A 20,048-nucleotide genomic window follows, 5' to 3' on the forward strand; every position below is an offset into this window, starting at 1 on the left:
ACCAGATCTGGATGCCGAAGCACTGACCGTTTCTGTCAGGGTTCCGGTGTCCAGGTCACCCCGAACATCCACGCCCGACCTTCCTCACGATAGCCGTATTGATTGCCGTCAAAGCTGTACAGGGTACGGCTGTAACCCTTGTCCAGCAGGTTGTCGACCTTCAGCTCCAGACGGGTTTCCCGATTCAGTTCCCAACTGCTGCGCAGCCCGAACAGGGCGTAGCCACCCAAGGGTTGCTGATTGTTCAGGTCGTCGTAGCTGCTGCTGACCGCCTGCCAACTGGCGCCGAGGCCCAGTCGATCAAATTGCCGATCCAGGTCCCAGCTCAAGGTGCGGCGTGCACGACGGGCCAGGGTGTGGCCGGTATCGCGATCCCGAGGATCGATGATCGCCAGGCCCAGATCGCTCTGCCAGCCGAACAGTTCCTGTTTCAACGCGGCTTCGAAGCCGTTGATCCGCGCCGAGGCGACGTTTTCCGGGCGTGAGTTGCTGCCGAAGATGATCGCGTCCTCAAGGTCGGTGCGGTACAGCGAGGCCTCCAGTCGGCTGCTTTCGCTCAACTGGCTGCGCCATTGCAGCTCGTAGCTTTTCGAGGTCTCGGGCTTGAGGTCCGGGTTGCTGAAGTCCGGGTAATACAGGTCGTTGAAGGTCGGCGCGCGGAAGCCTTCGCTGTAGCTCAATAGCAAGTCGTTGCTCGGGTTCAGCGGCAGGGTGAGGGTGCCGCTCCAGGTGTTCTGGCTGCCGAACTGCTGGTTGTCGTCGTGGCGCAGGCCCAGTTCCGTGGAGAAACTGTCGGCCTTGAAACGATGCTGGATGAAGGCCGCGCGGTTCCAGCGGCTGTCCTCGTCGAACGCGGTGCTGCTGTTGACCCGGTCTTCGTACCAGTCGCCGCCGAGGATCAGACTGTTGCGCTCGTCGAGCTTCAGGTCGTTCTGCCAGTTCAGTGAGTCACGGTAAGTGTTGAACACTGTGCGTTCGTCGCTGAGCTTGTCGAGGGTCTTCTCGCGGTTTTCGCTGTGGCCGATCTCGATACGGGTTTTCCACAGGTCATTGACCCGCGCATCGACATAACTGCTGACGCCGCTGACGTTGAAGTCGCTGTAGGGCTGCTGCGGCACGGATTCGAAAGTCGTCATGTCGAAGCGACCGAACGGGTTGTCGAACTCGCTTTTGCCGCGGTTATCCAGCACGTTGGTGCCGACTTCGATGTCGTCGGTCAGCGCGTGGCTCAAGCTCAGGCTGAAGGATTTGTTACGGTATTCATCGTGATCGCCATCGCTGGCGAACGACTCGTGGGTACGATTGATGCCAGCGGTTTCATCCAGGCTGGCGCCGAGGTTGAAACGGGTTTTCTCGTCACCGCCGGACAGGCCCAGGCTGCGCTCCCAGGTCTGGTTGCTGCCGAAACCCACATGCAGGCGTGGCTGCAAGCCTTGTTCGCCGCCACGGCGGGTGAAAATCTGGATGACCCCGCCAATCGCATCGCTGCCGTAAATCGCCGAACGGGAGCCGCGCAGCACTTCGACGCGCTCGACCTGATCGATGTTGATGTGCTGCAGGTTGCTGTCGCCGGAGGTCGAACTGCCAATGCGCTGGCCATCGACCAGCACCAGGCTCTGGGCCGATTGCGTGCCGCGAATGTAAATCCCCGGCAGGCTGCCGCGCCCGCCGGTCTGCGCCACCTGTACCCCCGGCACTCGACGCAGCAGGTCGGTCACGCTGTCGGGCTGCAGGCGGTCGATGTCTTCACGGGTGAACACGGTGTTGGCGGCACTGCTGTCGTTGCGGGCTTCGACCTGGCGGTTGGCGCTGATCACGACGTCGGGCAGTTTCAGCGCCTGGTCGCGTTCGAAGGTGTCGGCCAGCAGGTGGCCGGACGGCAGGAGGGTCAGCGTCAGGGCGAGGCGGGAGAGGTTCATCGGTAGTCCGTTGGTGCTTTGAGACGAATACGGTTTTGATAGACGCTGAAAACCACTGTGGGAGCGAGCTTGCACGCGATTGCGGTGTCTCAGTCAGCATCTGCGTCGACTGACAGGCCGCTATCGCGAGCAAGCTCGCTCCCACAGGGTGATGTGTTTAGAGGTTCAGCAGTTGCAGCCGCTCGCGGATCGAAGCCTCGATCCCGGCTTCATCCAGCCCGCACTCGGCGAGCATCTGCGCCGGCTTGGCGTGTTCGACATAGATGTCCGGCAAGCCCAGGTGCAGGATCGACTTGAGGATGTTTTCGCGGGCGAGGAATTCGCTGACCGCCGCACCGGCGCCGCCCATGATCGCGTTCTCTTCGACGGTCACCAGCAACTCGTGGCTACCGGCAATCTCGCGTACCAGCGCTTCATCCAGGGGTTTGACGAAACGCATGTCGACCACGGTGGCATCCAGGGTCTCGGCGACTTTTAGCGCCTCGGCCAGTTGCACGCCGAACACCAGCAGGGCGACCTTGCTGCCCTGACGACGCACCACGCCCTTGCCGATCTCGATCGGCTCGAGGTCTTTCTCGATGGTCGCGTTCGGGCCGTTGCCGCGCGGGTAACGCACCGCCGCCGGGCCTTCGTACAGGTGGCCGGTGGTGAGCATCTTGCGCAGCTCGTTTTCGTCGCTCGGCGTCATCACCAGCATGCCGGGGATGCAGCGCAGGAACGACAGGTCGAAACTGCCGGCGTGGGTCGGTCCGTCTTCGCCCACCAGACCTGCGCGGTCGATGGCGAACAGCACGTCGAGGTTCTGCACCGCGACGTCATGCACCAACTGGTCATAACCGCGTTGCAGGAAGGTCGAATAGATCGCCACCACCGGTTTTGCGCCTTCGCAGGCCATGCCGGCAGCGAGGGTCACGGCGTGCTGTTCGGCAATCGCCACGTCGAAGTAGCGCTGCGGGAAGCGTTCGCTGAAGGCCACCAGGTCGGAGCCTTCCTTCATTGCCGGGGTGATCCCGACCAGGCGCGGGTCGGCCGCTGCCATGTCGCACAACCACTCGCCGAACACACCGGAATACTTCGGTCCGCTGGCTTTTTTCGGGGCAGCGACCGGTGCGTTCAGCGGTTCGAGCTTGGTGATGGCGTGGTAACCGATCGGGTCGACTTCCGCCGGGGCGAAGCCTTTGCCTTTCTTGGTGACCACGTGCAGGAACTGCGGGCCCTTCAGATCACGCATGTTGCGCAGGGTGGCGATCAGGGTCGGCAGGTCGTGGCCGTCGATCGGGCCGATGTAGTTCCAGCCCAGCTCTTCGAACAGCGTGCCGGGGACCAGCATGCCCTTGGCGTATTCTTCGGTGCGACGGGCGATTTCCCAGGCACCCGGCAGGCGCGACAGGACTTTCTTGCTGCCCTCGCGCATGCTCGCGTAAGTGCGGCTGGAAAGGATCTTCGCCAGGTAGTTGGACAGCCCGCCGACGTTGCGCGAGATCGACATGTCGTTGTCGTTGAGGATCACCAGCATGTTGGCGTTGACTTCCGGGGCGTGGTTCAACGCCTCGAACGCCATGCCGGCGGTCAGCGCGCCGTCACCGATCACCGCGATGGCCTTGCGATCGCTGTTTTGCAGGCGGGCGGCAATGGCCATGCCCAGCGCTGCGCTGATCGAGGTGCTGGAGTGACCGACGCCGAAGGTGTCGTACTCGCTCTCGGAGCGACGCGGGAAAGCGGCAATGCCGTCCTTCTGGCGCAGGGTGCCCATGCGCTCGCGGCGACCGGTGAGGATCTTGTGTGGATAAGCCTGATGACCCACGTCCCACACCAGCCGGTCGTCCGGGGTGTCGAAGACGTAATGCAACGCGATGGTCAGCTCGATCACGCCCAGGCCGGCGCCGAAATGCCCACCGGTCTGACCGACCGTGTAGAGCAATTCCAGGCGCAACTCATCGGCCAGGGTTTCCAGCTCGGCTTCACCTAACCGGCGCAGGCCGTCCGGCGTGTTCGCGCGGTCGAGCAGGGGCGTGGTCGGGCGCTTGCGGGGAATCTCATGAAACGTCGTGGGCATCAGGCGAATCGTTATAGGTATAAAAGAGGCGGCAGTTTACCTGATGCATCGGTCCCTGCCCACGCGTTGGTCTTTTTTGACCGATTAGCTGTCAATTGCGCCGTTCGACGATATACCGGGCCAGCTCACGCAAAGGCTCGGCGCCCGCGTCAAAGGGTCGCAGGGCATGCAGGGCCTGATCGCGCAGTTCCAGGGCATAGGCCTTGGCCGCATCGAGGCCGAGCAGGGCCGGGTACGTCGGCTTGTCCCGGGCAATATCGGCACCTTGGCGTTTGCCCAGGGTTTCGGTATCGCTTTCGACGTCGAGAATGTCGTCCTGGACCTGGAACGCCAGACCGATGGCCTGTGCATACGTCTGCAGGGACTTCAGTTCGTCCTTTTCGGCGCGGCCGCTGGCCAGAGCACCGAGCTTGACGCTGGCTTCGATCAGCGCGCCGGTCTTGTGCCGGTGCATGTATTCGAGGGCTTTCTGGTCGAGTTTGAGGCCCACGGAGCCGAGGTCGATGGCCTGACCGCCAACCATGCCCGCAGGACCTGCCGCCAGGGCCAGGGCGCTGACCATTTGCAGGCGGATTTCCGCGCCCGCGGCATTCAGGCGGGGATCGAGCAGGGCGCTGAAGGCCAGGCTCTGCAAGCCGTCGCCGGCCAGAATGGCGCAGGCTTCGTCGAATTTCTTGTGGGTGGTCGGCTGGCCGCGACGCAGATCGTCGTCGTCCATGGCCGGCAAGTCGTCGTGCACCAGGGAATAAGCGTGGATCAGCTCAACCGCGCAGGCCGCGCCGTTGGCATCCTCAGCCTTGCCACCCAGGGCCTCGCAGGCGGCGTAGGCCAGCAGCGGGCGGACGCGCTTGCCGCCGTTCATCACGCTGTAGCGCATGGCTTCGTAAAGGCGCGCCAGCTCCGGGCTCGGGGCGCTGAACAGGGTTTCCAGGGCGGCGTTGACGCGGGCCTGGCTGGTTGCCGAGTACGCTGCAATCATTCTGGCTGATCCGCGTCGAAGGGTTCCTCGGCCAGCTCGCCATCACGTTCAAGCAACACCTGAACCTTTTGCTCGGCCTGGGCCAGCGCCGCCTGGCAATCACGGGTCAGACCGATGCCTTGCTCGAAAGCGGCCAGCGAGTCTTCCAGCGACAGTTCGCCATTCTCCAGACGCTCTACCAGCGTTTGCAGGTCGGCGAGGGATTGTTCGAAATCCAGTGCAGCTTTTTTGCGGGCCATGGCGGCGATTTCCGGTTGACGTTAAACCGGCGCGACACTAGCAGATAGGGGGGGCATGGGCAAATGAGCGACTTGATTGCGCCACTGAAGCTTCTTAGTAAACCTGATTTCTGTGGCGAGGGAGCTTGCTCCCGTTGGGTCGCGAAGCGGCCCTGAAAAACAGGGGCAGCAATTGTGCAGGTGTCGCTCACGTCACTGCTTGGGCCTGCTTCGCAGTCCAGCGGGAGCAAGCTCCCTCGCCACACCTTGGATGCCGAATCCAGAAAACAGGTTATTCGGCTCATTTTGTGAGCCGAATAGGCTCGCTATTCGGCTCATGGTGCATTCTCGAATCGTGATTGGCGCCGCATTGTAGGAAATGTCCGATTGTTACGGGCGAAATGACTGGCTAACCTTCGCGCCATATCCGACCCGGCAGTCACGGGTCTTTCAGACGAAACGCAACATTCGTACCTGTAATGCGCCGAGGATCGGGCACAAGGTTTCGTCAGGCATGGCAGGAGGCGTCACATGCGTTCATTTCTTTTGCTGCTGATCGGCTGGGCCTGTCTGCCGGCCCTGGCTGCGCCGAGCGCCGAGTTGTCGGAGCCGGTGGGTGGCTGGCGTTTTAACGGCCTGCTGGACCGCAGTGAAAATCCGCAGGTCGCTTATCCCACGCCGCCTATTGATCGTGGTATCCAACGCAACCGGACCATGATCGAAGGCCGCCTCAAGGCCATCGGCAACCAACGCGGGCCGCACACGCTGGCGGTCAACGGCAATCCCCTGAATCTGTATACCGACGAGCAAGGCCGGTTCGTGCGGCCTTACGCGTTTGGCGCCGGCTCCAACAGTGTCGAGATCCGCAGCGCCGAAGGGCAGTCGCTCAAGCGTGTGCAGTTCTATGAAGCCAACAACCTGCGTACCCCGGCGAAAGTCCGTGTGGTGCTGGGCTGGGACGATCCAAAGGCCGAACTCGACCTGCACATCATCACCCCGGACGGACAGCACGCGTTCTGGGCGCACACGGCGTTGACCAACGGCGGCGGCCTCGACCCGGATGGCGTCGACGGACCGGGCCCGGAAATGTTCACCATGACCGCGCCGCTGCATGGCACCTATCTGGTTTATGTGAACTATTGGGGCAACTTCGGCAGCGGCGGCTATAACTTCGATGAGTCCAGCAACCAGAACGAGGTGATTACCTCGCAGATCAGCCTGGTGCTCAACGAAAACACCGTCGACGAAAAGCGCGAGACCTTCATCGTGCCCCTGCGTGCCATCGGTGACCTGCTACTGGTCAAGACTTTCAAATATTAAACATCCCGCTCCACGGATGACATTCGGGTTTTGTGAACATGAGCGATAACACGGTTACTCCCGCCGCCCCCGCAGCGAAATCTTCCCTGCATTGGCCGACACTGTTGATCGGTTTATGCCTGGTCGCCGGCGTTGCCGGGGGAATGGCGTGGTTCATGCACAAACCCAAGGTTGCAGCCCCAGTGCTGGCCAGTGACAAGCTGGGGATGAGTCGCCCTGACGGCTTGCTGGAAAGCCATTCGTTGAGCCAACTGCCCAAGGACTTGCTGGCAGTACCTTTCCTCAAGGAAACCCTGACCGAAGACTTTGTCTTCTATTACCAGACCCATGCCGATCGTCTTGGCCTGATCGGCAGCTTGCGGCGGATCATCTACGAGCATGACCTGAAATTGCAGGACAGCCTGATCGAGCAGCTCTTCGATCAACCGGCCGATGTGGCGTTGTGGCGCGGTGCGGATGGCCGGCTCAAGGATTTCCTGCTGGTGATGGACCGTGGAGGCCTGGCCAAGGTGCTGGAGCCGCTGGCCAAAGTCGCGCTGGATGACACGCAGTTGAGCAAGGTCAGCGAGGTGAAGGTCGGCAGCGATGAAGTGAGCCTGTACCAACTCACCTACAACGCCAGCAAGGCGCTGATCTTCGCTTCCCACGCCGACAAACTGGTGGTGCTGTCCAATCCGGCGAAACTCTACGATCCGCAGAGCGGTGCAGCCGAGGAGGCGGGCAGCGTTTCGACCAGTGCCATTGCCGCGTTGCTCAATGGCGACAAACTCTTCCCCGAAGCCTTCGGCCTGCCACCGCGAGCGCCGGAGGTGAAGCAGCGGCTTTCGGTCAACGCCAGCGTATTGGCCATGGGGTATCAGCGTTTCATCCCCAACTTCGCCGGTCTGCGTTTCGACATGGACGACAAGGGCTGGCACAGCTTCCTGGCACTGGACGAGCAAGACAACCAGGCGGACTTCGATTTCAAGCCGATCTGGCAAGCCATGCCCATGGGCGCCAGTGCCTGCGTGGCCCTGCCGCTGGCCGCCGAGCAACAGAAACCGCTGTTGGTGAAACTTGGCGCCGAGGACAAAGTCGCCCAGGCGCTGACCGAACACATGGCCGGCGCCGCTGGCCTGTGCTGGTACGCCGATTCACGTTTGTACACGCCCTTGCTGGTGGCCAGCCTCAAGGATGATGACAGCGGCAAACTCGACGGTGATCTGGGCAAGTTGTTCGGCTCGATGGTCGGCGCCTACGAGAACAATGTCGAAGACGGCGCCTTCCCGGTGGTGGAAAAACAGGAGGGCCAAAGCCATCAATGGCAGCGTCAGGTCAGTAGCAGTTTCGGCCCTTATGCTGCCAAGGATGCCGAGGACCCGGACGCCATCACCGGCAAGGCCTTCATGAAAGTCAGCCTGGCACGGCACGCCTCGACGCTGCTGTTTTCCCTCGACGACAAGCTGGTGGACAAGGCCCTCGGCACCCTCGACAAACGCTTCCCGCCGATGGCTGACGTGGTGCCCAAGGACCTCTTGATGCCGGTCTATTTCGGCCCCGATGCCATGGCGCAACTGATTCAGCAGGAAACCCTCGACAGCCTGCCCCAGGACATGGAGCCGGTGTTCAACAACGCCGCGCAAACCTACCTGATCCCGAAACTGCGCAAGCTGGGCGGCTACGGGAAATACGCGCTGACCTTGCCCGAAGGCAGCGAACCGGACGGCCACTGGCAGTGGCTGCCGCTGCAATGGAAAGCCCTGTGACGACGCTGATCAGAAGCCTCGGCCTGTTCGCGCTGCTGTTGAGCGCAACGGCCCGAGCCGTGGAAACGCCGGCGCTCGACCCGCAGCAATCCCAGGTCTTCCGCGCCTGGTTCGTGCGCATCGCCCAGGAACAGCTGAGCCAGGGCCCGAGCCCGCGCTGGTATCAACAGGACTGCGCCGGGCTGGTGCGCTTTGCCGCCAATGAGGCGTTGAAAGTCCACGACGACAAGTGGCTGCGCAGCAATGGCATGTCCAATCGCTACTTGCCGCCGGAGCTCGAATTGAGCGAGGCCCAACGCGGTCTCGCGCAACAATGGCAACAGGGTGGCGGCAAGGTCGGGCCCTACGTCAACGCGATCAAACTGATTCAGTTCAACAGTCATCTGGTCAGCCGCGATGTGTCCCAGGCCCGTCCCGGCGACCTGATGTTCTTCGATCAGGGTGACGACCAGCACCTGATGATCTGGATGGGCCGTTACATCGCCTATCACACCGGCACCAGCACCCCCACCGACAACGGCATGCGTTCGGCAAGCCTGCAACAACTCATGACATGGAAGGACACCCGATGGATACCCGATGCAAGCAACCCCAATTTCATCGGCGTCTATCGACTGAATTTTCTCTCCCAATGACCGGTGCCCGCATGTTGCGCTTGTGTTTGAAACTGCCGTTGCTGTTCGCCCTGTGGTTGTCGGTATCGCCGGTCAACGCTGATGACAGCGTGCCGTCGAGCGGCTACGCACCCGTGGCGGGCGAAAGTTTTTTCCTGCTGGCCGACAGCAGTTTTGCCAGCGATGAACAGGCGATGGTGCGCCTCGAAGCACCGGGGCGCGACTACCGGCGGTTCCGCATGGAGCCTTACGGGGGCGCCGATATTCGCGTGTATCGCATCGACAAGCCGCTGGACTTCCTCAAGCGCCAGAAGAACCTGCACCGGGTGGTCAGCGATGGCCAGTTCAAGGGTGAAGGCTTGTCGAACACGCTGGCGTACCTGTGGGACAACTGGTACCGCAAATCCCGGCGGGTGATGCAGCGGGCGTTTTCCTACGAGTCGCGTAAACAAGTCACCGAAGCAGTGCCGGAGCTGAAGATGGGCAACGCGATGGCTGCGCCTACGCCCTACGACGCCCAGCCGCAATTCGCCCTGATCCCCGGTCTGCCGGTGGTCAGCCAGTTCCGTTATCCGCTGTGGCAAGCCAAACCGATCCAGCCGCCAGCCGGGGTCAATCTGGCAGGGTCTTCCAGCGAGTTCGTCAGTGTTGCCCCGGGCAACGTGTACATCCCGTTGGGCAACCTGAAACCCGGGCTGTACCTGGTGGAAGCGCTGATCGGCAAGTACCGCGCCACCACCATGGTGTTCGTCTCCAACACCGTGGCGGTGAGCAAGATTGCCGGTGACGAGTTGCTGGTGTGGGCGGCACGCAAACACGAAGGCAGCTCGGTGCCCAAGGTCAATGTGCTGTGGACCGATGGCCTTGGCGTGATGAACAGCGGCGTCACTGACGCCGATGGTTTGCTGCGCCTGAAGCACGCCAGCCCCGAGCGATCCTATGTCATTGGCGAAGACGAAGAGGGCGGCGTATTCGTCTCGGAAAACTTCTATTACGACAGTGAAATCTACGACACCAAACTCTACGCCTTCACCGATCGACCGCTGTATCGCCCGGGGGATTGGGTGTCGCTGAAAGTCGTCGGCCGTGAGTTCAAGAACGCCCGGGACTCGGTACTGCCGGGTGCCGCCGACATCAATGTCAGCGTGCTCGATGCCACCGGCACAGCGTTGCAATCCCTCGACTTGAAACTGGATTCCAAGGCCGGCACCCAGGCCCGTTTCCAGTTGCCGGACAACGCCGTGGCCGGGGGTTACGAACTGCGCTTGAGCTACAAGGATCAGCTCTACAGCAGCGCCTTCCGTGTCGCCGAGTACATCAAGCCGCACTTCGAGATATCCCTCAACCTGGCCAAGCAGGATTACCGCACCGGCGAGCCGGTCAAAGGCAATCTGGTGCTGCTGTACCCGGACGGCAAGCCGGTGGCGAATGCCAAACTCAGCCTGAGCCTGCGTGCGCAACAGCTGTCGATGGTCGACAACGAACTGCAATACCTGGGGCAGTTCCCGGTCGAACTGACCAGCACTGAATTGACCACCGATGCCAAGGGTAACGCCAGCCTCGATCTGCCGGCCGCCGACAAGCCGAGCCGCTACATGCTCACGGTATTTGCCAGCGATGGCGCGGCGTATCGGGTGAAGACCACCAAGGAAATTCTCATCGATCGTGGTGCCGCGAATTATCGCTTGAGTGCGCCGCAACGCTTCAGCGCGGTGGGCGACAAAGTCCTGTTCAGCTACGCCAATGAGAGTGAGCAAGCCGCGGCGCCGCCGAGCAGTTACGCCTGGGTGCGCCTGGAAGATCAGAGCAAGGACGAAGGCAATTTGTCCGCCACCGATAAAGGCTTCTCGCTGGCCTTTGACCGGCCGGGCACCTACAACCTGACGCTCAAGGACGATCACGGTCGCGTAGTCGGCGCCAGCGGACACTCGGTCACCGGAGAGGGTGTCAAAGCCGTGCCCGGTACCGTGGAAATCGTCCTCGACAAACCCGAGTACAAGGCCGGAGATGAAGCGCTGGCGCTGATCACATTTCCTGAGCCGGTCAGCGATGCATTGCTGTCGCTGGAGCGCGACAAAGTCGAGGCCACTGCGTTGCTGTCCAAGGGCGCCGACTGGCTGAAAATGGAAAAGCTCAGCGACACCCAGTACCGCGCACGCATTCCGGTAAAGGACGCTTTTGCACCGAACCTGACCTTCTCGGTGCTGTACACCAAGGGTGGTCAGTACAGCTTCCAGAACGCCGGCATCAAGGTGATCACGCCGCAGATCGACGTGACCATCGCCACGGATAAAGAGACCTATCAGCCGGGCGAAACCGTGTCGGTCGACCTGACCACCCAGTTCGCCGGCAAACCGTTGCCGGCGCACCTGACCGTCAGCGTGGTCGATGAAATGGTCTACGCCCTGCAACCGGAAGTGGCGCCGACCATCGACCAGTTCTTCTATCACCCACGGCGCAACAACGTGCGCACCAGCGCCAGCCTGTCCTTCATCAGCTATGACGTGGCATTGCCGGGCAGCCCCGCTGCACCGGGCAAGGCCAATCGCAGCGAGCGTGGGGTGAAAGTGCTGGAACGCCCGCGCCGCGAAGACGTCGACACCGCTGCCTGGCAGCCCGAACTGTTGACCGATGCCAATGGCAAGACCCGCTTCACCTTCAAGATGCCGGACTCGCTGACCCGCTGGCGCATCACTGCGCGGGCGATTGCCGATGACGGCCATGTCGGGCAGAAGAAGCAGTTCCTGCGCTCGGAGAAACCGCTGTACCTGAAGTGGAGCGGGCCGAGCCGATTCCGTTCCGGCGACAAACCGCAGCTCGGCGTGTTCGCTTTCAGTCAGGCCGAGCAACCGGTCAAGGCTGAACTGGTGACGCATTACGCGGGCAGCGGTCAGCGCATTCCGGTCACCCTCAACAGTGGCATCAACTACATTCCGTTGCCGGCGTTCGAACTGGCCAACGGCGAATGGACGGCTGAACTGGTGCAGGACGGCAAGACCGCCGATGCCCTGGCGGTACAGCTGACGGCGACGGGCGAAGGCTGGCAAGTGACCCGCAGCCAAAGTCTCGACGTGGTCGGAGGCGATACGCCGCTGACCTTGCCGGCGGACGCCAGTGATGTTCGCTTGCGCCTGGACGACAGCCCGCAAGCGCTGTTCCGTTCGGCCCTCGATGATCTGTTGAGTTATCCCTACGGTGGCGTCGAGCAAACCGCGAGTCGCCTGCTGCCGCTGAGCATCGCTTACCCGACCCTGGCGGCCAATCCTCAGGTCCGCGATCGCTTGCGCTTGATCCTGCAGAACAGCCGCTTGCGTCTTGTACAGATGGCCGGTCCATCGGCCAGCTTCACCTGGTGGGGCATGGACGGCGAACCGGATGCCTTCCTCACGGCCTACGCCTATTACGCTGATTGGCACGCCAGCCAGGTGTTGGACCTGAGCCTGCCACCGGAGCACTGGCAACGAGTGCTGGAGGTGTATGCGAAACAGGCGAAAAACACACCACTGCTGCAACGGGCGCTGATCCTGTCGTTTGCCAAACAGATGCAACTGCCGGTCAACACCTTGCTCAGCGGTTTGATGGAGGATCTGGCGAAAGCGGGTGAGGGCACGGCGGTGAATCTGCTGGAGGACGGTGAAGACAGCATCGTCATGAGCGACCCCGATTCGGCCTTGGGGCTGTCGGCTGCGCGGGTGCTGACGGCGTCACTGGCCAAACAAGCGAAAGTCACGGTGCCGGACGCTTTCAATCGACAGCTGGCGGATGCGCAGCAGCGCTTGGCGGTCAGTTCACAACCCTTTGCCGAAGCGCTGAATCTGTCCTTGCAACCCTTTGATCAGGCCCGTGCACAGGCCTTGCTGCAACGTCTGTTGCCGCAACAGTCGACCCTTGAGCGAGCGCTGGCGCTGAGCTGGCTGCAACGCAGCATCGAGCAGGCCGCCCCCGCCGTTGCCCTCAAACCGGGTGAAAACTGGAAGCAGGAACAAGGCGCGAGCGGTGAGTTGTACTGGACCTGGCAAGGCGCGCAAGTGCCGAATGTCTTGTCGCTGACCGGTGCTCAGGAACGCCCGCTGCGTGCCTTGCTGAGTTATCAGAGCCAGCAACCGGCCGTCGACCCAATGGCCGTGACCATCATCCGACGCCTGTCCCGACTGGTGCCGGGGGATGAGGCCTTCACCTTCAAACTGGAGGCGGTGGGCAGCGGGCCGTTGTCCAGCGACAACCTCTATCTGGATGAAGTGATCATCACCAGCAAGGCCGCCAAGCCATTGCGCTACGGCATGCTTGAAGTGCCGCTGCCTCCGGGTGCGGATGTCGAGCGCACGACCTGGGGCATCAAGCTGTTGGGCAAGCCGGGTACCGAGCCAAGTGCATTGGAGAAAGCGCGCTTTGAACCGGGGCAAATGGCTTACGCGATTCCAGTGGATGCCTTGAGCGGTGAGCTGCGTCTGCGCCATCTGGTGCGCTTCTCGCAAAAAGGCCAGTTCAACCTGCCGCCGGTGCGCTTCACGCAAATCTATGCACCGCAGCATCAGGCGCAGGAACAGCAACCAGCGCTCGGCCAGGTCACGGTTCACTGACGTGTTACGGCCCTGGCTTGGCTGGCTGTTGTGTCTGCTCCCTGCGCTGGCAACGGCGCAGGACGCACCGCTGCGCTTGGGTTTTAACGGTGAATTGCTGTCGTTGAACCGGACTCAGGTGATTGCCCGCGAGCCGTTACCGGCGTCGTTACAGACGCCCCTGGGCAGTGTGTGGAAGCTGTTTGTCTATGCCTGGCTGGTGGATACCGGCGAACATGAATCGGCTTATGAATGTCGCGGCCAGTCGAAGGAAGAGGTTTATTGCTGCACCGCTGGCAACAAGATCGAGCGCGATCAGGCGTTGGTGAAGTCCTGTGGGTTGTATTTCGAGCCTGAGCGTCTGGGCATCAACGCCCCTGAGTGGCGAACCTATTGGCAGGCGCGGCAGGCGCCGTCATGGTTGCAGGAGCTGCCTTCTCTGCAACCGGCCACGCGGGTGTCGGTAGTGGAGTTGTTGAAAGTGCTGAGCATATTGCCGGCGCAGGATCAGGCTCGGCGTGTGTTGCTTGATGTGGTGCTGAATGCCGCCGATGGCAATGTCGTCGGCGAACTCGGCAGTCGCTTGCGGGTGAAGACCTGGAGCTGGCTCGACGATCAGGATGCGGCCTCGCGTCAGGGTGGCTTCGCCGGCTGGACGGTGGATGGCACAGCGATCTGGGCCGGTGGGCGCGGCACCAGTCAACAGGTGCTGCGTGACTACGCACCGGCCTTGTCGGCGCTGTTGCCGGTAGTGTGGCCAGTCGATGCAGGGCGTTGTGTCGAGGTGGAATTGTTCTCGCGCTACCCGTTGCAATGCGTGCTTTCCGGCGACAGGGAGGTAGCGTCCGGCCCCTTGCGCGGCGACTACCGTGTCGAATTCGCCAACGGCAATGCGCTGGATATCCACAGTGATGGCGAGCTGTTTTTGCTCGATGGCAAACTCGTCGCCCGGCTGGATCGCGAGGAATACGTCGCCCGGGTCTTGCAGCGCGAAGCCAGCAGCGAACCGGTCGAAGCCGCCAAGGCCTTGTCTGTGGCTATCCGCACTTATCTGCTGCAAAACGCGACCCGCAACGGTGACTGTTTGAGCATCGACGACAGCAGCCAGCGGCAACGGGTCGCGCCGCGCCCGGCCACTGAAGCGTCTCGCCGCGTCGCGGCGTGGACCGCCGATCTGGTACTGGCCGGCAGCACGGTCACCTATCATTCCGAGCAACCCGGCCCGGACAAGTTGTCCTGGCAACAAGCCGTCGAACAAGCCAACGCCGGTCAGCGCTACGACGCGATCTTGCTGCATGCCTATCCGCGCGCGAGCCTCAGCCGTTGGGGCAATCCTGTCGCTTCCTGCGAAGCGCTGCCCGCGGCACAGGACTGGCTGCAAAAGCAGCGCAGCAGCTGGCGGCCACGGCTGGAAAGTGAAGTCGGCTACAGCGAAGTCAGCACCTTCGCAGTGTGTCGGCTGGCGTTCGGTCGTCCCTACGTCGACCGCGAACGCCAGCGCATCTACGTGCGCGGCGTCCAGTCGCTGCAAGACCGCCTCGACCTGACCCATGAATACCTGCACCTGGCGTTTGAAGCACATCCCAACGGCCAGGACGAACACTACATCGAAGGGCTCGCCCGCCACCTCTTGCTGGAATAGACCATGAAACTCAGTTATCCACAGGTCGTGTTGTTGCTCTGCTCGCTCTCGGCATTGCCATGGGTGATGGCGGTCGACAGTGTCTCCCTCGACACCCCCGTCGGTGGCTGGCGCACGGGCGCAGCGGAGGGTGAAGGCGAAAGCTTCCGCCAGACCGTGAATTACCCGGCCTCGTCAGTCAACACCCCGGCAGGTCAGGCCATCACCGCGCGTATCAGCGGCCAGATCAAGGCCACGCCAAAATCCACTGACCCTGGCCGGCTGATCGTCAACGGCGTCAGCATGCCGCTGAAAATCGACCCGGCCGGTCGTTTCGATCGCCCGTTTTCGTTCCCCAACGGCAGCAACAGCGTTGAAGTGCGCAGCCCCGACGGCCAGTTGCGCCATCGCACGCAATTTCTCAACAGCAGCGGCGGCGCGACCCCGGCCAAGCTGCGCGTGTTGTTGTCGTGGGACAGCGACAACACCGACCTCGACCTGCACCTGATCACCCCCGACGGCGCCCACATCTGGTACGGCGATCGCGTCGCCGCCAACGGCGCCGCACTCGACGTCGACGTCACCACCGGCTACGGCCCGGAAATCTTCGCCATGCCCGCGCCGATCAAGGGGCAGTATCTGGTGTATGTGAATTACTTTGGCGGTGGTTATCGCAGTGATGAAGACGGGCAGGAAGACGCGGTACAACCGCTGACCACGGCGCAGGTGACGGTGATTACCGAAGAGGGTACGCCGAGCGAGAAGATGGAGACCTTTGTGGTGCCGATGCGAGCGGTGGGGGAGTTGACGTTGGTGAAGGGGTTTAGTTATCCGTGAGAGGGAAGTACGGATTGCGCAGGGCCGACTTGCGATTACCTTGCTTCGTGTAACGAAATCAGCGATTTCTGACAGGCATTAAAAAGCCGGCTTGTGGCCGGCTTCTCGGGGACTGGCTTGGTTCATTTTTGGTAAACCGCGCCAGCCTTCAAAACGTACACCCGGATCTTGCGTCCGGCTGTGGGACCTGGGGAGAAAATCATCTGCCAGGTCGGTGCGATCTGAGCCGCGGGGCGGGTCGATGCGCAAATGTGGGGCGCAGCATACGCAGGTTTGCTGCAAATTCCCAGCAGGAACTGCGGCTTGCAGTCATTTGGCCACCCTACGTGGTGGCAAAGTGTTGCGGTTCGCGGGTTCAAAGAAAGGGCACCGGTGGCCGCCGTTTGTTCAGGGTCGACCACCAGAACACCCAGCCCAAGACCCGAATGTTCTGCTCTTCGATTTGCGCGGCGCGGAAAATTTCGTCCGGGTATTCGGCGCGGTTGTGGCTGCGCAAGCGCAGTGCGTTGCCGGGCAGGCGATGCAGGTATTTGATGCGCAGCATACCGTCGTGCTCTATGGCGTAGATTTCGCCATCGATGATCTGGGTCAGGCCACGGTCGATGGCCAGGGTTGAGCCGTCTTCGATTCTCTCGGCCATGCTGTTGCCGCTCATGAGCGCGCAGATGGCGTCGGCGTGATTGATTTCTAGGGCATCGAGGTGGCTGCGTGGCAGGCGGATGGTTTGCTCCGAATCGATGATCACATGGGTGCTGCTGGAGCCCGGGGCGGTGACCACTTCTTTGTAGAAGGCCAGTTCGACGTCGCTGGGCTCAATGACCGTGTAAACGCCACGGATGGTTTGGGCATCGAAGGTATTCCCGGTGTCATCAGGCAGGCGCAGGTGCTGGGAGTCTTTCGAGCCTTCGCCTGTCCTCAGCCAAGCGCTGCTGACCGACAGTTTTCGAGCGACTTCTTCCATGCAATGGGCAGGCACACCGCGGGTGTACCAGTTGTGTACATTTTGCGGTGCCGTGTCGAGGAATTCGGCAAAACCTGTGGTGGTTATGTTCGCCTCTTCGAGGAGCATTCTGAAGCGGGGGCCGCTAGTGTTCTTTTTCATGAACGCGAGTCTACTGGCGGCGACCAAGGCTTGAATCAACGGGGTGTTCAAATTTCGCGGGAAATTTACGACTTGATGTAAGACCTGTTTGAGAAGTTTTAAACAGGCAAAAACCGCTGGCGGATCTGATTTAAACAGTGTGTTTATGTGCTTTCCCGGCGCCCACAAAAAACCCCGGCTAACCGGGGTTTTTTCTTGAAGCTTGCAGCTTAAAGCTCGCAGCTGCTCTTAACCTTTATAGGCTGCAACCGACTTGGTGATCGCGGCACGGGCGGCGTCTGCGCCGTCCCAACCTTCGATTTTCACCCATTTGCCTTTTTCGAGATCTTTGTAGTTCGCGAAGAAGTGCTCGATCTGCTGGATCAGCAGGGCCGGCAGGTCGGTGTATTCCTTCACGTCGACATACAGTTGGGACAGCTTGTCGTGTGGTACTGCGATAACTTTGGCATCGCCGCCGCCGTCGTCGGTCATGTTCAGGATACCGACCGGACGAGCGCGGATCACCGAACCTGGCGCAACCGGGTAAGGGGTCACGACCAGCACGTCGAGGGGATCACCGTCGTCAGCCAGGGTGTTCGGGATGTAACCGTAGTTGGCCGGGTAGAACATTGGGGTGGCCATGAAACGGTCAACGAACAGGCAATCGCTGTCTTTGTCGATTTCGTACTTGATCGGCGCGTGGTTGGCCGGAATCTCGATCGCGACGTAGATGTCGTTCGGCAGGTCTTTGCCAGCCGGAATCTTGCTGTAGCTCATTGGGCGTTGCCCCCGTTAGTTGACCAGAAACACTTGGCCGGATTGACCAAAAAGTGGCGGCGATTATAGGCATATTCCTGTGCCGATGCCATGTACCAGAGGTCGTGAGAACTCAGTGGTGTGGCTGATAGACAGGGTTGTGCGCCTGAAGTTGCTGCAATCTGGCCAGCGGGTCCTGGCGGTAAAACAGCTTGAGCTGTTCGTAGACCTGTGGATAAGCCTGGTGCAGCAAATCCGGGGCGCTGAAGAAGTATTCGCTGGTGACGGCGAAGAACTCGGCCGGGTTTTCCGCAGCGTAGGGATCGATGGCGGTTTCGGCGTCAGGGTTGCGGTCCAGTTGCCGGTCGAGATCGTCGTAGGCTTGCTGCATGACACGGGCCCAGTCACTGACGCGCATGTCGGCGTGCAGTGGCGGCAGGCCGTTGGCGTCGCCGTTGAGCATGTCGAGTTTGTGTGCCAGTTCGTGAATCACCAGGTTGTAGCCTTCCCAACCACCACTGGCCATTACACCCGGCCAGGCGAGGATGATCGGGCCCTGTTGCCAGGCCTCACCACTGTGTTCACCGTCCCATTCGTGTTCCACGCCGCTGGCGTCGCGATGCCGCTGGGGGCTGAGGAAGTCGTCGGGGTAGAGGATGATTTCGTGGAAGCCCCGGTACCAGTTCAGGTCACCGAGGTTCAGCAACGGCAATTGTGCCTGGGCGGCCAGCAGCAGCCGTTGCTCCTGGTGCAACTCGACGCCGGGCAGGGCGGTCAGGTGCTTGTCTTCGAGAAACAGCACGCAGGCCTCGCGCAGCCATTGGTCTTGGGCAGCACTCAGGCCATCGAGAAAACTCAGGTGATGGCGCACCCGTTGCCACATGTCGTCGGTAATCGGGTGCCGGGCCAGGATGCGCCGGCGACGCCAGGCGCTCAGGGACCACATCGGCTCAGCGGGATTCGGCTTTGGAACTCGAACCGCCGAAGCGGCTGCGTACGACGCCGATGATCATCGGTACCAGCGACAGCAGAATGATGCCGACCACCATCAGCGACAGGTTCTTCTTGATGAACGGGACGTTGCCGAAGAAGTAACCGAGCGTCACCAGACCGCCGACCCACAGCACGGTGCCGAAGACGCTGAAAGCGAAGAAGCGCGGGTAAGGCATTTTCCCAACGCCGGCGACGAACGGTGCAAAGGTGCGAATGATCGGCAGGAAGCGCGCCAGGGTTACGGTTTTGCCACCGTGTTTGTCGTAGAAATCATGGGTTTTTTGCAGGTAGTCGCGGCGGAAAATCTTCGAATCCGGGTTACTGAACAACTTCTCGCCCGCGGTTCGCCCGATCACGTAGTTGGTGCTGTCGCCGAGGATCGCCGCCAGCATCAGCAAACCGCCCAGCAATACAGGGTCCATTGCGCCACCCGCTGCGACTGCACCGGCAATGAACAACAAGGAATCACCCGGCAGGAACGGCATGACCACCAGCCCGGTCTCGCAGAAAATCACCATGAACAGAATGGCGTAGATCCAGGTCCCGTAGTTGGTCACCAACATGTCGAGGTAAACGTCGAGATGCAGGATAAGGTCAATCGGGTTGAAATCCATGTAAAGCACCTGTGTCAATGGCCCGACTCGGCAGGCCTGTGCGGATGACTTCGCGTAAGACTACCAGTGACAGTAGTTTTTCTTACAAGCCGGGAAGGTCGGCATTATACGGGCCGATAGGTGAAAAACGCGTCGAGATTGTAGCGAGGCGTGTCATGGCAGACGGGTGGCATGGTGCTGTGCCTTAAGGCGCGGCCAAGCTCGCGCCTACAGGTTTCCAGCGGTATCAGAGTTCGTCGCTGATCGGTAACACGTAGTTCAGGAACTCGGTGTCTTCCTTGAACCCGATGGATTCATAGGTTTTCTGCGCGACTTTGTTATGACTGCTGGTGGAAACACGCATGCGCACGGCATTGGTTTCCTTGGCCATCTTTTTCGCCGTGCGGATCAGGTTGTCCGCAACCAGCTGGCGGCGGGCATCTTCTGCGACATAAATGTCGTTGAGAATCCACACACGCTTGAGCGAGAGCGAGGAAAAGCTCGGGTACAACTGACAGAAGCCCATCAGTTTGTCGTCATCGGAAAACGCCAGGTAAATCACCGACTCCTTGCGCCGCAGGCGTTTTTCGAGAAAAGCCCGGGACGAGTCCGGATACGGCAGGGAACCATAAAACTCGCGATATTTGACGAACAACGGGGTCAACAGGTCCAGGTGTTCGAGGGTCGCTTGAATAATCCGCATGATAGGTCTCGTCTTCAATTGGCTGTCTTACGTCTCTGACGGCGATGGGAAACC

At 61.2% G+C, this 20,048-nt stretch carries 15 protein-coding genes; 6 read left to right on the plus strand and 9 right to left on the minus strand.

Translation table 11 applies throughout. The annotated features are described in order from the left end of the window. Positions 1 to 35 precede the first annotated feature (35 nt). From EIY72_RS22565 to EIY72_RS22585, 4 genes are all read right to left on the minus strand, one after another. Positions 36 to 1,919 (minus strand): TonB-dependent receptor domain-containing protein, encoded by a 1,884-nt coding sequence (locus EIY72_RS22565; RefSeq protein WP_093229785.1) that lies wholly within the window; start codon positions 1,917 to 1,919, stop codon positions 36 to 38. Between the two features lie 157 nt (positions 1,920 to 2,076). After that, positions 2,077 to 3,975 carry a 1-deoxy-D-xylulose-5-phosphate synthase gene (gene dxs / locus EIY72_RS22575; RefSeq protein WP_093229788.1) on the minus strand — a complete coding sequence of 633 codons (1,899 nt, stop codon included), beginning with the start codon at positions 3,973 to 3,975 and terminating at the stop codon, positions 2,077 to 2,079. Positions 3,976 to 4,066: 91 nt separating this feature from the next. Beyond that, positions 4,067 to 4,954, minus strand: a complete 888-nt coding sequence (ispA, locus tag EIY72_RS22580) for a (2E,6E)-farnesyl diphosphate synthase (protein ID WP_093229791.1) — start codon at positions 4,952 to 4,954, stop codon at positions 4,067 to 4,069. Further along, positions 4,951 to 5,193, minus strand: a complete 243-nt coding sequence (locus EIY72_RS22585; protein WP_007970180.1) for an exodeoxyribonuclease VII small subunit — start codon at positions 5,191 to 5,193, stop codon at positions 4,951 to 4,953. Before EIY72_RS22585 ends, ispA begins: the two co-directional genes overlap by 4 nt. A 510-nt stretch (positions 5,194 to 5,703) precedes the next feature. Between EIY72_RS22585 and EIY72_RS22590 the strand changes: the two genes are divergently transcribed. The 6 genes from EIY72_RS22590 to EIY72_RS22615 are packed head-to-tail and all read left to right on the plus strand — an operon-like array spanning position 5,704 to position 15,868. Beyond that, positions 5,704 to 6,492, plus strand: a complete 789-nt coding sequence (locus EIY72_RS22590) for a YfaP family protein (protein ID WP_093229793.1) — start codon at positions 5,704 to 5,706, stop codon at positions 6,490 to 6,492. A gap of 38 nt (positions 6,493 to 6,530) precedes the next feature. Then, complete coding sequence (locus tag EIY72_RS22595; protein WP_093229795.1) at positions 6,531 to 8,237, plus strand: DUF2138 domain-containing protein; 1,707 nt, start codon at positions 6,531 to 6,533, stop codon at positions 8,235 to 8,237. After that, positions 8,222 to 8,872, plus strand: coding sequence for a DUF1175 domain-containing protein (locus EIY72_RS22600; protein ID WP_093229798.1), 651 nt, complete (start codon positions 8,222 to 8,224; stop codon positions 8,870 to 8,872). The genes EIY72_RS22595 and EIY72_RS22600 overlap by 16 nt, the downstream gene beginning before the upstream one ends. Continuing rightward, positions 8,869 to 13,431, plus strand: coding sequence for an alpha-2-macroglobulin family protein (locus EIY72_RS22605; RefSeq protein ID WP_093229800.1), 4,563 nt, complete (start codon positions 8,869 to 8,871; stop codon positions 13,429 to 13,431). Before EIY72_RS22600 ends, EIY72_RS22605 begins: the two co-directional genes overlap by 4 nt. A gap of 1 nt (position 13,432) precedes the next feature. Continuing rightward, a complete protein-coding gene (locus EIY72_RS22610; protein ID WP_093229803.1) occupies positions 13,433 to 15,052 on the plus strand; it encodes a DUF2300 domain-containing protein in 1,620 nt (539 codons plus the stop codon). 3 nt (positions 15,053 to 15,055) lie between these two features. Beyond that, positions 15,056 to 15,868 (plus strand): YfaP family protein, encoded by an 813-nt coding sequence (locus tag EIY72_RS22615; protein WP_093229806.1) that lies wholly within the window; start codon positions 15,056 to 15,058, stop codon positions 15,866 to 15,868. Between the two features lie 355 nt (positions 15,869 to 16,223). On the opposite strand, the gene EIY72_RS22620 is transcribed toward EIY72_RS22615, so the two are convergent. The 5 genes from EIY72_RS22620 to EIY72_RS22640 form a co-directional block, all read right to left on the minus strand. Continuing rightward, positions 16,224 to 16,970, minus strand: a complete 747-nt coding sequence (locus EIY72_RS22620) for a S24 family peptidase (RefSeq protein ID WP_093229812.1) — start codon at positions 16,968 to 16,970, stop codon at positions 16,224 to 16,226. Between the two features lie 228 nt (positions 16,971 to 17,198). Continuing rightward, positions 17,199 to 17,726 carry an inorganic diphosphatase gene (gene ppa, locus EIY72_RS22625; RefSeq protein ID WP_007933577.1) on the minus strand — a complete coding sequence of 176 codons (528 nt, stop codon included), beginning with the start codon at positions 17,724 to 17,726 and terminating at the stop codon, positions 17,199 to 17,201. A gap of 112 nt (positions 17,727 to 17,838) precedes the next feature. Next, positions 17,839 to 18,651 carry a M90 family metallopeptidase gene (locus EIY72_RS22630; protein WP_093229815.1) on the minus strand — a complete coding sequence of 271 codons (813 nt, stop codon included), beginning with the start codon at positions 18,649 to 18,651 and terminating at the stop codon, positions 17,839 to 17,841. Between the two features lie 4 nt (positions 18,652 to 18,655). Continuing rightward, positions 18,656 to 19,312 (minus strand): DedA family protein, encoded by a 657-nt coding sequence (locus tag EIY72_RS22635; RefSeq protein WP_093229818.1) that lies wholly within the window; start codon positions 19,310 to 19,312, stop codon positions 18,656 to 18,658. A gap of 226 nt (positions 19,313 to 19,538) precedes the next feature. Further along, the gene (locus EIY72_RS22640; RefSeq protein ID WP_093229820.1) at positions 19,539 to 19,994 is read right to left on the minus strand and encodes a GNAT family N-acetyltransferase; all 456 of its coding nucleotides are present in this window, start codon (positions 19,992 to 19,994) and stop codon (positions 19,539 to 19,541) included. Between the last annotated feature and the right edge of the window lie 54 nt (positions 19,995 to 20,048).

This window comes from Pseudomonas vancouverensis (assembly GCF_004348895.1).
Classification (GTDB): domain Bacteria; phylum Pseudomonadota; class Gammaproteobacteria; order Pseudomonadales; family Pseudomonadaceae; genus Aquipseudomonas; species Aquipseudomonas vancouverensis.